Source organism: Methylosinus sp. Sm6, from assembly GCF_019802345.1.
In the GTDB taxonomy this organism is placed as follows: Bacteria; Pseudomonadota; Alphaproteobacteria; order Rhizobiales; family Beijerinckiaceae; genus Methylosinus.
Genome location: NZ_JAINDZ010000020.1, coordinates 32,356 through 46,851 on the forward strand (window position 1 = coordinate 32,356; position 14,496 = coordinate 46,851).

10 protein-coding genes are annotated in these 14,496 nt (G+C 59.4%); 2 read left to right on the top strand and 8 right to left on the bottom strand.

Going from position 1 to position 14,496, the window contains the following annotated elements:
* Positions 1-178: 178 nt before the first annotated feature.
* Together K3F48_RS24925 and K3F48_RS14235 are read left to right on the top strand one after the other, a co-directional pair.
* Complete coding sequence (locus K3F48_RS24925; RefSeq protein ID WP_222576095.1) at positions 179-496, top strand: transposase; 318 nt, start codon at positions 179-181, stop codon at positions 494-496.
* A 37-nt stretch (positions 497-533) separates the two neighbouring features.
* Positions 534-1,385: a helix-turn-helix domain-containing protein gene (locus tag K3F48_RS14235; protein ID WP_222576096.1), complete on the top strand. Its 852-nt coding sequence runs from the start codon at positions 534-536 to the stop codon at positions 1,383-1,385.
* Here K3F48_RS14235 and K3F48_RS14240 read toward each other — a convergent pair.
* From K3F48_RS14240 to K3F48_RS14275, 8 genes are all read right to left on the bottom strand, one after another.
* Positions 1,367-2,752, bottom strand: coding sequence for an amidase (locus tag K3F48_RS14240; RefSeq protein WP_222576097.1), 1,386 nt, complete (start codon positions 2,750-2,752; stop codon positions 1,367-1,369). The genes K3F48_RS14235 and K3F48_RS14240 overlap by 19 nt on opposite strands.
* Positions 2,749-3,633: a nitroreductase family protein gene (locus tag K3F48_RS14245; protein WP_370631424.1), complete on the bottom strand. Its 885-nt coding sequence runs from the start codon at positions 3,631-3,633 to the stop codon at positions 2,749-2,751. Before K3F48_RS14245 ends, K3F48_RS14240 begins: the two co-directional genes overlap by 4 nt.
* Positions 3,634-3,712: 79 nt before the next feature.
* Positions 3,713-4,792 (bottom strand): LLM class flavin-dependent oxidoreductase, encoded by a 1,080-nt coding sequence (locus K3F48_RS14250; RefSeq protein ID WP_222576099.1) that lies wholly within the window; start codon positions 4,790-4,792, stop codon positions 3,713-3,715.
* A 36-nt stretch (positions 4,793-4,828) separates the two neighbouring features.
* The gene (locus tag K3F48_RS14255) at positions 4,829-7,324 is read right to left on the bottom strand and encodes a TonB-dependent siderophore receptor (protein ID WP_222576100.1); all 2,496 of its coding nucleotides are present in this window, start codon (positions 7,322-7,324) and stop codon (positions 4,829-4,831) included.
* 301 nt (positions 7,325-7,625) lie between these two features.
* Complete coding sequence (locus tag K3F48_RS14260; RefSeq protein WP_222576101.1) at positions 7,626-9,995, bottom strand: TonB-dependent receptor; 2,370 nt, start codon at positions 9,993-9,995, stop codon at positions 7,626-7,628.
* A 301-nt stretch (positions 9,996-10,296) separates the two neighbouring features.
* Complete coding sequence (locus K3F48_RS14265; RefSeq protein ID WP_222576102.1) at positions 10,297-11,460, bottom strand: MFS transporter; 1,164 nt, start codon at positions 11,458-11,460, stop codon at positions 10,297-10,299.
* Complete coding sequence (locus K3F48_RS14270) at positions 11,457-12,806, bottom strand: MFS transporter (RefSeq protein WP_222576103.1); 1,350 nt, start codon at positions 12,804-12,806, stop codon at positions 11,457-11,459. The genes K3F48_RS14265 and K3F48_RS14270 overlap by 4 nt, the downstream gene beginning before the upstream one ends.
* An 85-nt stretch (positions 12,807-12,891) precedes the next feature.
* Positions 12,892-14,448 (bottom strand): trans-aconitate 2-methyltransferase, encoded by a 1,557-nt coding sequence (locus tag K3F48_RS14275; protein WP_222576104.1) that lies wholly within the window; start codon positions 14,446-14,448, stop codon positions 12,892-12,894.
* Positions 14,449-14,496 lie beyond the last annotated feature (48 nt).

Consider the following 14,496-nt stretch of genomic DNA (forward strand, 5'->3'; position numbering starts at 1 on the left):
CCCGGAGGCCGAGAGAACGGCGGATCGAGGGCTGTCATTTTCCTCGATCAGAGGGAGGAGCGCGGCTACATAGGCGACGGTCTCGGATGGCAATGAACGGCCCGTCACGATAATCCTCGTAGCAGCGTGGCGCCGCATTATAGGCCGCATTGTCGCAGCTGCGAGAACAGCCATTAGTTTGTCCGAGGGGTCTCGAAATCGCCTGGGCCTGATCAGCGGTGAACGGCCGGTCGCGCATTCTGAAGGCATCAACGGCGTTCTGCATGTCGACGGTTATGCCCGGGTCGAGCGATTGGCCGCCAAAGACGACGCAGTGCTCGCCGCCTGTTCGGCGCGCACGAGCCGCAAGTTTTACGAAGCGTCCGAAGCCACGGCCGTGCTCGTGGTGGCCGAAGCGTTGCGCCGGACCGGCGACTTCATGCCGTCGAGACACGCACGCATATATATCTATAATTCATATAAACTATATAGACATATGCAGACGCTTGTTATATAAGCCATTGCTGGCCCATAGTAAGATGAGGTCGACAGCGATGCAAAAGGTCCGTGACATTGCCGATGACGTGAAGGGCTTCGGACGGATATTGGCGCGTGCGCGTAAGGAGAGAGGATATAGTCAGCTCGCGCTGGCCATGATGGCGGAGGTTTCTCCCAAGCATCTCAGCTTTCTCGAGACGGGTCGATCGAGACCCAGCAGGGCGATGTTGGCGACGCTCGTCGAAACTCTGGCGGTGTCGGAAGACGACAAGAGGGATTTCTATGTCGCGGCTGGTTTCGCGCCGCGCCAAAATCCGTATTTCGACGATATTTGCTCCTCGACGCTCTCCGGGATGTCGCTCATCTTGCGGAGCGCCGAGCCCTTTCCGGCCGTCGTGCTAGATCGATTCTGGCGCATCGTCATGATTAACCGTCCTTACGGCGTGTTTATCGAGGCGCTCAGTCGCGGCCGTATCGTCTCCGAGCAAGCATACACTCTGTTGCCTGAACCAAGGGTCAATTCGATCGAGGCGATGATCGGCTCCGACTATTATCTCTCGCGGGTCTTGTCATGGCGCGAGACGATCTCATCCGAACTGTCTCGCGTGAAACGAGAGGTATCGCTGGACCCCGATTCGCAACGACGCGCGTGGTTGTCGCGGATCGAGATCGACGCGCGCTCTCGCGGCCTCATCTGCGGCCCGGAGTTCGAGCGGCGTGGCGACGACATCACGCCTTTTGTGCCCGTCAAGATGCGAATGGGACCGATGGAGGCGAATCTGGTCAATGTCGTGATGCCGCTCCAGGGCGATGGACGCGACCGCCCGTCCGGCCTGCGCGTCAAACTCTATTATCCGGCCGACAATCGCGCCGAGCAAGCGCTCCGCGATTATGCGTTCAAGAATTGATCGACGGACTTGAGTTGCGGGCGACGCAGCGAAAATCCAGCTATTTTGTCGAAGGTCCTCGCCACATGGAAGAGCAGCCGCTCCCTCCCCTTCGGCGCGACCAATTGGCAGCCCACCGGCAATCCCTCCTCGGTAAAGCCGGCGGGCATCGCCAAGGCCGGATGTCCCGTGAGGTTGAACAGACAGGTGAAGCCGATATCGGTGGGCGATATGGGTAGCCTGTCGTCTGGCTCCACCGCTGTCAGCCGGTCGATTCGCGGCGGCGCAAAGCATTGAACCGGCGACAAGATCAGATCGACGCCGACGAACACATCCTCGATTGCGGACGCGAGGCGCTTTCGCTGGATAACCGCCGCCTCGACCCTATCGGCATCGGCCGTCGCGCCGAAGGCGAGCAATCGCCGCAGACTCGGCGAAACCGGTGTTTCCAGCCCTGCGTGGACACCCACCGCTTCCCGAGCGCAGAGGATCATCCAGAGTTCTGCGCATTCGCGCCAAGCAGGCAGATGAATCGGCTCCAGCTTCATTCCGAGATCGACGAGGCGGCACTCGGTCTCCCTCATGGCTCGCGAAATGAGCGGGTCCACTGCCTCCTCGCTCCAAATTCGATCGACGCCGACGCGCAGCGCGCCTCCATCAGGCTCGTCGACTTCGACGCTCCTACGCGCGGCTCCCGCAAGCGCCATGAACAGCGCTTCGAGATCCGCTGGAGAGCGCGCCATCGGACCGACATGGTCGAGCGACGGCGCGAGTGGAAAAACGCCCGTCGTGTCGACGAGGCCTGCGGTCGGCTTCAAGCCGAACAAATTGTTTGCGGCGCTCGGATGACGTATCGAGCCGCCGCTATCCGTTCCGACGGCGGCGAAGCAGAGGCCGGCCGCCGTCGCGACACCGGAGCCGCTGGACGAGGCGCCCGGCCAGTAGTCCATATGCCAGGGATTACGCGGCGCCCCGATGATGGGATCATGCAGACCGAAAGCTCCTTCCGGAAGGTTGAGCTTGCCGAGCATTACGAGGCCGGAGTCGTCGAGACGCGTCACGACCGCGGCGTCGCGGATCGGATAGTGGTCGGTCAGTCGCGCAGCGCCGTTCGATGTGGCGACGCCCCTTGTCGCGAGAGAATCCTTGACGGCAATCGGCACACCGTGCAGCGGGCTTCTGATCCGACCCGCCTCCAGCTCCGCATCCGCACGGCAGGCTTGTCGCCGCGCCAGCGACGCGGACACGGTGACATAGCTGCGCAAAACGGAATCTCGCGCAGTGATGCGGTCGAGCATGTGCTCGACGACATCGATCACGCGCAATTCGCGCCGATGCAATGCCTGCGCCAGCCGAACCGCCGTCCAATCGTGGATATGCTCGTTCACCGCGCCAGGTTCAAATTGCGAAGGGCCGCATTATACGCCTCTCGCCCGTCTCGGGTATGCAAATTGAAGAGCCGGCGCAACGAATAGTCGCTCCAGACCACCTGTTTTAGTCTCTGCTCTCCCTGGAAATCGGCCATGCGGGCGTCGTAGCTCTCGACGAGAACCGCATCGGCGGCGGCGTCATAACGCTCTTTGTGAAGGACTGCATCCTGCGGCAATCGTGGTTTTACTCCCGTGGGACGATCGGGATCCGGATAACCGACGCACATGCCGAAGATCGGAACCACATGCGACGGAAGCGCCAACTCATCGCGCAATTCCTGCTGATAAAGTCGTACGGCGCCGATGTAGCACAAGCCGAGGCCGAGCGATTCGAAGGCGACGGCGGCATTCTGAGCGGCGAGAGAGACATCGACCAAGGCCGTGGCCAAGGGGTCCAGATTATCGGGGTCGAGATCGTCGCCGTGCGCGGAGATCCTTTCGGCAACGCGTCGATGCCGCGACAAATCAGCGGACCATATCAGATACAGCGGAGCTTCACGTATCCACCTCTGGTCGGCGACGCCGAGACAGAGGCGCGCCTTTCTCGCCGGGTCCTCGACTGCGACCACGCTCCACAATTGCAGGTTGAGCGAGGACGAGGCCGATTGGGCTGCGGCGATTGCCGCCTGCAGAGCCCATGGTTCTACTGATCGCGGGAGAAATGCGCGGACGGAACGATGCCCGAGTAGAACCGAGAGCGTCGGATTCCACTGCTCCGGCTCCGCGCAAGGCACGCGATAGCGCTCGTCCAACGCTGCACGCGCTTCGACCCGCGTGTTCGTTGCCGCGATCGCAGATCGGATGTTTACGGCGGATGTCGACATTCGAAGGCCTTTCATGAGAATCGTCCGATCGGCCGCTGTCGCGGCCGAAAGCAGCTCGCGAACTTGCAACCGATGATGATCGCAATCGGTCCAATCAAGCCAATCTTCTCACCTCCGCGATGAGTTCCCGGCGTAGCGCTGTATCCTGCTCGGTCTCGGTCGACGCTTCGATCTGCGCGATATCGACGCCCGCGCGATGGAACGCGACAATCTGATTGGCGACGCTGCCGACAGAGCCGACGAGGAGATTGTCGAATGCGCGGCGAAAATCGTCGAGCGCCAGAGCGCGCAGATCGAAAGCGCCCGTCGCGAGGCGCTCGTCGCTCTCCCGGTTTCTCGCCGTTTGAGCTGACGCCGCGATTTCGGCGAGCGGGCGGCAGCTCAATAATTCTTCCGCCCTGCGGCGAAGCCTGTCGGCGATCTGTCGTGCGCCCGTATCTGTCTCTCCGAGCACCACCTTGAAATATTTCCAATATCTTAGACGCCGACCGTGTTGCGACGCAATTCCGCCGACGCGGTCGACAATGTTTCTCGTCTCCTCGACAGTTGGAAAGGAGGTGGCGTAGATATCCGCATATCGTGCGGCGAGATGCATAGCGGCCTCGGATGATCCACCGATGGATATGGGTGGACGAGGCTGCTGAAACGGACGGAAACCCACCCAAGCGTCCCGCACGCGATAATATTTTCCCTCGTAATCGAAAGGCTCCGCGGATTCCAGAGCCTTGGTAAAGACATCGAGATATTCTGCCGCGCGTTCATATCGTTCGGCCTTTGGAGAGAAGTCGCCGTCGCGCTGAACATCGACGTCGCTCGAGCCGATGACGATGTGAACGGCGGAGCGTCCGCCCGACAGCTTGTCGAGGGTAGCGAAAGACCTCGCAGCGACAGTCGGTTGTGTGACTCCAGGACGGTGGGCTACTGTAATCCGCAGGCGCGTCGTCGCGGACAGCGCCCAACCGGCGACGAGCCACGGATCTGGCCAAGCGCTGTAGATCGTGACCAAAGCGCTGTCCAAACCATCACTTTCCTCTTGCCGCGCTTTTTCCTGAACAAAGGCGGCCTTGACATCGCGGTTGCGCGGATCGGGAAGCGTCCTCGCGGCCTGACGGTCGAACGCAGTGTCGCCGGGAAGAGCAGCGGCGCGGACCCCTCCACGAATGTCGATGGTCATGGCGAAATGCTCCTTGTTGATCGCCCGCACGGTCATCTAGAATTTGTAAGCCATACGGGCATAATAATAGCCTCCGTTGACGCCGAAGGGCGAGAACGTCGGGAACACCGTCGCATTGTAGACCCGCGTGGACAAAAGCGTCTCATTGGGTCGAACGGCGAACAAATTATTCGCCCCGATCGCCGCGTGCAGGCCGCCGCCGAAGTCATAACCGATTTCGGCGTCGGTAATGACTTTCGGCGTTATCACATTCGTATAGTAGGGCGCCGTATCCGTCGTCGGCGTCGCCGACACCGCCGAAACGGTTCCGTATCTAGTCAGCCGCAATGAGAAGGTCCATGCATCTTTCAGATAGGTGGCGCCGAGAATGATCTTCGTATGCGGCGCCCAATCAGTGATGTTCGAACGCGCCACCGGATCGAGGAGCGGCGCGCCATTGAACGCTGCAGGCGCCTCGCTCACGCGCAGAATGCTAGTGCTGTTGAAGCTTGCCGCGAAATCGAATCGAAATGCGCCATATTGGTCGAAATCCACGGCATAATCCGCTTTGATGTCGACTCCACGCGTGCGGGTGTCTGCGCCGTTGACGAAATAGCTCACGGTCGCATTGGCGGTCGGATCGATGACATTGCCGCTCGCCGCGATCGCGGCGACCGCCGTGGGGCCGGTCAAGGCCCCCGTCGAAACGATGCGGTCGCGGATGTCGATCTGATAGAGGTCGACGGATCCATGCAACCCCGGCGTTATCTCGGTCACCAATCCCACACTGATATTCGTCGACTTTTCGGGTCGCAAGGACTGTGCGCCGGCGATGGCCGCCGCATTCGAGTTGGGCGGCAAGATCACATAGGCCGAGGTCGGCGACACTGCAGATTGCGAGAAATATTCCTCCGCCAATGTGGGGGCGCGAAATCCAGTGCTCAATGTGCCGCGCACAGCCAATTCCCGCGAGAAATCGAAGCGCGTGGAGAGCTTGCCATTGAGCGTGCCGCCGAAGTCGCTGTAGTTTTCATAGCGTCCGGCGACATCGACCTTCCAGTTCGGGAGGAGCTTCGTGCTCACGTCGACATAGCCCGCATAGACGTCGCGACCATGGCTGCCGGCGTCGGTTGGCCGAATTCCAGCGAAAGCGGCAGGGCCGGCCGAATAATAGGACCAAAAGTCGCCTTGCTTGATTTGATAGGTTTCACGCCTGTTTTCCGCGCCGATAGCGATATTGATCGGCTCCGGCGCGATGCTCAGCGAAAACGGTTTGATGAAATCGACGTTGATGGTCCGCTGAGTGCTCGAATACTGCCCGATATAGAAACTCGTCGGCGTCCAACCGGCGCCTGTCGTTGCGAGCGTATCGTTGAACAAGGTTCTGTTGGCGGAGTTGTTCAGATTGACGTCAACGGTGTCGCCGCCATAAGTCACGCTGACGTCCCACCGCCCATCCCCGAGGAAGGCTCCCTTCGAACCGATCGTGCCCGACCAGTCATACTCGCTTATCTTCTCCGTCGGAACAAAGCCATTGGGGTAGATGACGGCGTTCGAGGATGTCCCATTGAAGTCTGGCGCTCGGTAGTTCTGGAAGGATTCGGCGACGCGCGTTCCGCCTGTACCAAAGGCGTAGAGCTCATTTCCATTATCGAGTTCGAAACCCGAATTGACGCCGAACAGAGGCAGAAAATATTTAGGATCTCCGATGACGGCGGCGACATTCGGATCAATCCATGGATAAGGGGTGCCGGGGCCGACGCGCAGACCATCCTGGAACGCATTCTGATCCGACCCGGTCTGATTGCTGTGCAAATGAGACGTCAACTGCCCGCTCAGGTGCACGAAACCGCGCTCGCCGAGATGGAACCCTTTGTCGATTTGTACATTTCGAGTGAAGCCGTCGCCGAGCGAATTGGGATTGTAGCTCTTTCCATATCGACCGACGACTGCGTCGATTTCGCCCGTATCGGGCGAATTCTTCAGGATGATGTTGACGACGCCGGCGATCGCGTCGGATCCGTATTGAGCGGCCGCGCCGTCCTCCAAGATTTCGATGTGGTCGACAGCCGAGACCGGGATCAGATCGAGATCGGCGCCGGCCGAACCTTTTGGGAAGCCGCCGGTGGAAATGACGGCTGTTCCATGCCGGCGCTTACCGTTGACGAGGACGAGAACATGGTTCGCCGTGAGCCCACGCAGACGCGGCGAACGGACGAGAGCGCTCAAATCAAAATTGACGGCGTTGGCGTTATAGGACGGCGCAAGACGTAGCAGCGCATCCAAAATATTCGTCTGACCCGTTTCTTTCAACTTCTCCGAACCTATAATCGTAATAGGCGAAGAACTTTGTCTGGCCTTGACCCCATATTCACGCGTGCCGGTCACAATGACATCCTCGACCGCGGCTTCCGCTGGCGCTGGATGAACGTTGGCTGAAGGGGCCGCTCGAGCGCCAATTGGCGCGCCGAGCGCCAGAAGGCAGACGCTCATCCATCCTTTCTGGTTGAAAAAAGCAGCGAGGTATTCGCACTCACATCTCGTGTGCAACATTCTCTATGAATCCCTATCCTTCGTGACGACGGAGTGTTGTCTCGCATTGCGAAAGCCACTATTTACCTATATTCACATCTGACTTTGCTTTTGAGCAATTACCTCGGAGGTAATATTTTGACGAAATCTCGTTCGTCTTCCTCGCTCTGGTCGAGCCGTTGCGCTGCTCGCCCACGGCGATCTCGCCGACGATGGTCGGTAGAGAATTCGATGGCTATCGATCGGGTCGACATCGCTCTTCATAAGCGGCGGCGCTCATCGACGAGGCGCGCACGCAGCGCTTCCGCGCGACAGTATCGGATCACCATTTTGCAGCGAGCGTTACGCCGGCCATCAAGGGCGCGCCAACCGTGCCCGAAACGAGGCCTGCGCCCACTTGCAGAGCAGACTGCTGGTTCGTGTAATATTTCTGATCGAGAGCGTTATGTATCCATCCGACGAGCCTCCAGGCTTCGTCGTTGCTCTGGACGCCGACGTGCAGATTGAGGATGCCGTATGGGTGAATGATGCTGTAGATCGAATCGCTCGTCTCCGAATAAACCGTGCTCTGCCAATTGAAATCGCCCCCGACGAATCCGAGCAGTGGCTTGTCCAGAAGGGGAAGTGTCGCGCCGATAGGCCGCTTGTATTCGCCGCCGACGGAGAACGACCAGCGAGGAACGATCGATAGGCGCTTGCCGGTGAAATCACAGGTCACATAGAGATTGGATACCTCCACGGGGCACGGCGCAGATTTAAAGGAATCGAAATAAGCATCGTTGAAGGTCGCCGAGCCGTACAAGTTCAAGCCTTCGATCGGCTGAGCCCGCACATCTGCTTCGATGCCGCGTGAAATTGCGCGCTTCGCATTCGACAGAAAGCGTGTCGCGGTACCCCCCGATGAACTCAATTCCGCGACATTGGTGATGTAATTGCGGTCGACTATCCAAAATGCAGCCAGATTGGCGAGAAGCCGCTGATCGAAAAACTCGCTCTTTATGCCAATCTCAAAATTGTCGAGTTCTTCCGCCTTCACCGTCGGTTTCGCCCCGACCGGCAAGTTGGCGGCTGCAAAGGCGATGTTCGGGCCGCCCGGACGAACGCCATGCGAATAGGTGGCGTAACCCAGAACGTCGGGCGAAAATTTATATGCGACGGATATCAGCCCCGAAGGAAGGCCCTCATGCGTCGCCGCGCTGTAATAGTAATAGGGAGGACCGAGCTGGTTGCTTCGCAAGGTCGCCGCCTGCAGTTGCTGGTTCGCGGTAAGGCCATCCAGTGATTGACCATATACTTGGCCAGTGGCCGCCGCCGATTTCGCTGTGTAGGAATAGCGCAAGCCCGCGCTGATATCGAGATTGGGAGTCACATGCCAGGTCGCGTGTGAAAAGGCTGCAATGCTGTTGGTCTGGACATTTGCGTAGCTGTTCCGATTGAGCCAATCGAGCGCCGTCTTGTCGACTAGAGTTTGTTCAACGGTGGTCGGGTTGCCGAACCAAACGCCCGCTTGGCTGCCGTAACCCAACGAGTACCACAGACGAAACTGCTCCCGATAGTAGAATAGGCCTGCCGTCGCCTCGATCGCCTCGCCGGGCGGGGTGGATATTTTCAGCTCCTCTTGAAAGGACTGAGCACTCGTCACCGGATTGAGCACCCTATGCGTGTCGACATTGATTTGCGAGTTTCCTGTTTGATTTTGATTGAACCCATACTGTCGAAAAGCCGTTAGAGAGGAAAGCAGATATCCGTTCAGATTGTAGCGAATATCAGCGGAACCGCCGTAGCTGTCGACCCGTTCGTAGAAGCTCTGTGCGGCAATGTCGGTGGCGTAATGCGAGAGCGCATCGAAGGATGAGGGCGCATAGCCGACCTTTGCGGCGCGAACAAAAAAGTTATTTGGAAAGGCCGCGCCATTCGCGTATCGCGTCACGGCCCCATTGGGCAAAAATAACGAGTTGGCCGTATTGGCGTAAGAGTAATCGACAATGACGCGAGCGGTCAGGTCATTGTCCGGCTGCAACAGCAATTGGGCCCGCACCCCCTTGTCATGCCAATCATTGTAGCGCTTTCCGGTCGTCGTGCTCGAACTGTATCCGTCGCGGTCGACCCCGTAGATAGACAGGCGAAACGCGGCTTTGTCGCTGCCGGCGATCGCTCCGGTCAGGCTTCCTTTGAGCTGGACGTGATTATACGTCCCATATGAAATCGCCAGCTTCGACTCCGGCTCGAAGGATGGCATGGCGGTGCTGATATGAACGGCGCCGCCAGTACTATCCCAGCCTCCTTTCGTCGATTGGGGTCCTTTCAGGACTTGTATGCCGACGAGATCCGGCACATCCGTCGTCCACGCCCCGGGACGCGCGAAATAGACCCCATCGACATAGATCGGGACCCCGTTGAAAATGCTGCTGAGATCGCTCGCATCCGAATTGCCTATCCCACGCACGTTGTAAGTGAGATTTTGAGGACTCGTCTGCTTTATAACCAAGCTCGGCACGAGCTTTCTCGCTTGCTCCAAATTGTCGATTTGCGCTGCGCGAATTTGATCTCGGGTTATGATGGTCGCAGCGACTGGCTTCGATTGTAGTGCGGTCGCTTGATTGTCGGCGTTCGTCGCCGAGGTAACGACGACATCCTCTACCGTCGTGGAATCGGTCGGGGCTTGCGCAACAGCGCCGATCGGAAACAGCATGATCGCCGCAGTCGCTAGCGCGCTGCTCGAAGTCAATCTCCACGTCTTTCGTAACCTCATCGCCTACTCCCTATACGACGCTCAATGAACTCAAGTCGAATTAAGCTACGTCGAATGGCGTTTTTCGCTCAATTACTTCGAAGGTAATATCGATCGCGTGTCACGGCGACCACGCATCCGCGGACGTGGGAAGAGCTCTTGCGCAATCGCGCCGACAAGGGAGCGAATGCGATCTCTGGAGTCCGCTCGATGCTCCCCCGCTATTTTTCCGGCGGTGTATCGATAGTGAAGACCGTCATTGCTACGGTGCGACGCCGCTCATGCGCGACTGCCGCAGCCGAGAGGAGGCCAAGCCGGACAGCATTGCGAGGAGAATGACGACACCCCCGACATAGGCATTGGTCTGCGGGGAGAAATGATCCATCACCCCCGCCCCGATAAACGATCCGAAAGCGACGCCCAGTTGAATGGCGGAGGTGTTGATGCCGAGCTGAAACGATGCGGACGAGGGGGTTTGCTCGATCAGATATTTCTGGATCGCCGGTCCGGGCGCCATATTGAAGACGCACCACAACATCATGAGCGCGAGCAGGCTGGTCAATGAGATGGTGCTGGCCGGAAGAGCGAGCACGGCAATGGCATGCAACGGCAAGAAAGTCAGGAAAGTTTTCTGCGCGCTGAGCTTGTCGGTCGACCACCCCCCCAGCCACGCGCCGAAAATGCCACCGACGCCGTACACCAGTAGCACCATACTGATCGTGACAGGGTCGAGGTCCATGGTTTGAGCCAGGAAGGGGCTGATATAGGTAAAGATCGTAAACTGGCCTGTCATCTGCAGGAGGGAAGCGAGATGGGCGAACACGGATTCTTTGTCGAGCGTCGTTCCCATCTTCTTCCGTAGAGGCGCAGCGGGCGCGCCGGGCAACTGGCGCAGTTTGGACCGCACGACGGGTATGATGAGAATCGTCACCGCCGTCAAAAGGAAGAAGGTCATTCGCCAACCCCACTGCACGCCGACCAGCGTACCCAGCGGAACGCCCAGCACCAGGGAAGCGACGATGCCGGAAAAGATCATGCCGATGGCCCTGCCGCGCTGATCCTCCGTGACCATTGCCGCCGCCAAGGTGATCGCCAGCACGACGATGATCGAACAACTGGACGCAACGATGATTCGCGACGCCATCAGGAGCAGGAAGCTGCCGCTCGCCGCGCTGAGCAGATTGGCTCCGGCGAACACCACAAGGCTCGTGACCAGCAGCTTGCGGCGTTCGATATGCGAGGTCAGCGATATCAGCACTGGAGCGCCGAGCGCATAGACCAGCGCGTAAACGGTCATCAATAGGCCTGCCGATCCCAGCGAAATCTGAAGATCTCGGGAAATTCCGTCGAGAATTCCGGCGATGACCAATTCGGCGGTTCCGACTACGAAGGCCAGAATCGCGAGGATGAACACGCTAGGATTCATCTCGTCAAACTCCGATGTTCGCGCATGTGGTCGGTCCGGCGCATCTCGCCCTCGCCCTCGACTTCGACCTGTTCGACATCGGTTGGCGCTGGCTGTGGAAACGGCCCGCAGCCATCCATCGGACGGCGCAGCTCGTAGCGATATGGGCCGAGGAGCAGCAATAGGCCGATGGCGACGACGAGTGCCGCGTCGAGCGCCCACAAGGCGGCGACATAGGAGCCGTGCTGATCGAAAAGATATCCGAGCAGATAGGAGCCGAGGCCGATCGAGAGCGCGAAAGTGAACGGCTGAATCGATCCATAAATGACGCCGAAGCGCCTCAGTCCACAGTAGCGGCTCACAAAATATTGCGTCGAGCCGCTCTCCCCGCCGCCGCCGAATCCGACAAGCAGAATGGCGAGCGGCAAAAGCGTGTTTTCGGGCCCGGCCTGCAACAGCAATAGGCCGGCGAGCGCGACTGCCGCGAACGGCAGGACGATCCGCGGTGTGTCGAAACGATCGAGCAAATGCCCCAGGACCGGCTGCGAGAGGCTCATCCCGATCCAAAGCATCGAGAAGGTCGCAGCCGCGTCAGTTCTGGACAGTCCGCGTTCGATCAACAAGGGCACGCCATGAGTGATGAGACCGGACATCACGAATACGGTCAAAACGAGATTGCCGATGACGAGCCAGAACCTTGCAGAGAGCCACGCTTCGACCAGCGTGTCTCCCGAATGGGCGTCGGGGAGAGGCCTGTCGTCGGCCGTCGACCACGGGCGCCGAGGTTCATGGAACAGCAGCCAGATGAGAGGCGCGGCGACGACGAGTTCCGCTCCGCCGTAGAACAGATAAGACTGGCGCCATCCGAACGTATCGACGCACCAGCGGCCGACGACCAGGCTGAAGACGCCGCCGAGGCCGAAGCCGAGCCCGAACAATCCATATGCCAAGCCTCGCCGATGTGTGAACCACATCCCGATGATCTTGCCGTAAGGCAGGTTTCCAGGCGCTAGAAGTCCGATGAAACAGAAAAGGCTTCGAATGGCGAGACCATTCTCCGCAGATGCGAGCGCCGAGATCGCCAACGCTAGCAAGAAGGTGAGCAACAGCAACATCGGGCGAAGCCCGTAGCGATCCATCAACCAGCCTTTGACCGGACTCCCGAGCGCCACCGACAGACCGAAAAGCGTAATCATCGAGGACGCTTCCGTGCGGTCCCAACCGAATTCATCGCTCATCGGCTGGATAAACAGGCCGAAGCTATTGAGCATGAAGCCTGTAGGGCCGAGCATGACGCCGATGATCGAAACGATGAGGACTCCCGTCGCCGAAAGAGAAAATTCTGTTAGCGAAGTTGGACGCATCATTTTCTCCCGTGGCGTCTGAAACGATATCGAACCACTCCGCAGCGCCGGCGCTGGACAGATTGAAGCCGAATGGCCGATCAGTAATTCATGTCTCCGACCGACGCTTCGAGCAGCGCCACACTCGAACCATTATGTCCGTGACGTATCCATCGTCCCGCATTCGTCGTTCGGCGATGGCGCCCGTCGCCGCGAAAAACTCCGCGGCGCGCTCCGGTCCGACCAGCCCGCTATAGTAGGTGCCGAACGTCGCCGCGTGAAAGCGCTGGTACTCGGCCGAATCTCGCACACGCAGCACCGCCCGGCGCTCGGAAACCGAGTCGATCGCGAAACAGCGCTCCAGCAGGCGTCGAAGAGCGGACATGTCGCGGGTGCGGGTTCCAAGCGGAATAATGCCAGCCTCGCGGAATGTTTCGGCGACCGTGTCCGTTCGGCAGACGCCCATGTTGGCAAGCGCCTGCCGCACGATGTCGTCCTCCCCGCCGAGGCATTCATCGTCGTGGTCGGGGTGATGCGACGTCAGGAGAAGAACCCCTCCTGGCGCAAGATTTTCGCTGATCCACCGGAATGCGTCCGCCTCCTGCGGATACAACCAGTGCAGCACCGCCGTCATGGTCATCAATTCGGCTGGATGCTTCAGTGCCGGCGCTTCCAGCAGATCTCCTTCGATCAGTGTCAGCCGGTCACCAAGAAAGCCGAGCCGACGCCTCGCCGTCTTGAGGCGCATCGCGGATTTCTCCAGCCCGGTCACCGACTGCAAGTCCGGCCAGAGCGACGTCGCGGCTTCGAGCAGGCTCCCGATCCCGCAGCCGAGATCGGCTATGCTATGGGGAGAGAAACCGGCGAGTCCGAGCACCCAATCTTCGTCGCGACGCTGGAGAAGCGCGCTGGCTTCCTCATACCCAGCTAATGCGCTCGCCTGGTCGACGATCGTGCCAGCTATCCTCTCTCGTTCGATCGCGATATCGATCTCGACTTCGGCCGACAGCTCTACGCTCGCGGCGCCATTCTCGAGCCGCGCGGAGGCCGGAAATGGGCGAATGGCCCATTCGCAGCCGTGCCCGGCGTCGTTCTCGAAGAGGGTCCATTGAGGATGACAGCCTTTTGCCTGGACGAGGGCGGACAGTAGCTTCGTGCAAAACGTACAAGCGGATTCCAGAGTGATCGGAGTGCCGGAAGCCCGCGCATGTTCGCGGTAATCCCAGATTGCGCAATGCGTATTGGTGAAAATGCCGACATCCGGATCCTCGTTCGCGATCTCGTAGATCGAGCCGTAGAGTTCCGCGTGCCGCGCGAGGCGATCGACGGCGGCGGCGGGAATAAAATAACCGTCCGGCTCGAGCGCGCGAGCGACATCGCCCGTCGCTTCTGCCCAAATGTCCAGTTCGGCCGCACCGTAATGTTCGACGATGAATTTTTCGATGAGCGCCTGAGCTCGAAAGAACGCTCGCTTCCAGCCCTCGATATTCGTGCTATGAGGCGCCGGCAGATCGGAATAGATCTGGGCGCTCACCTCGACCCATGGAGTGATGTCTCGTTTTGCATGACGCTGCAGAAGGGTCTGCGTCATTGCGGCCTGTGCCTCGAACAGGCGCTGTCGCCATAATGCCGCTTTTTCGTCTGTGCCGATCGATATCTTGCTCATGCGTACAAATCCAACATTACATTCTCGAACAGAACGCGCCTGCGCATC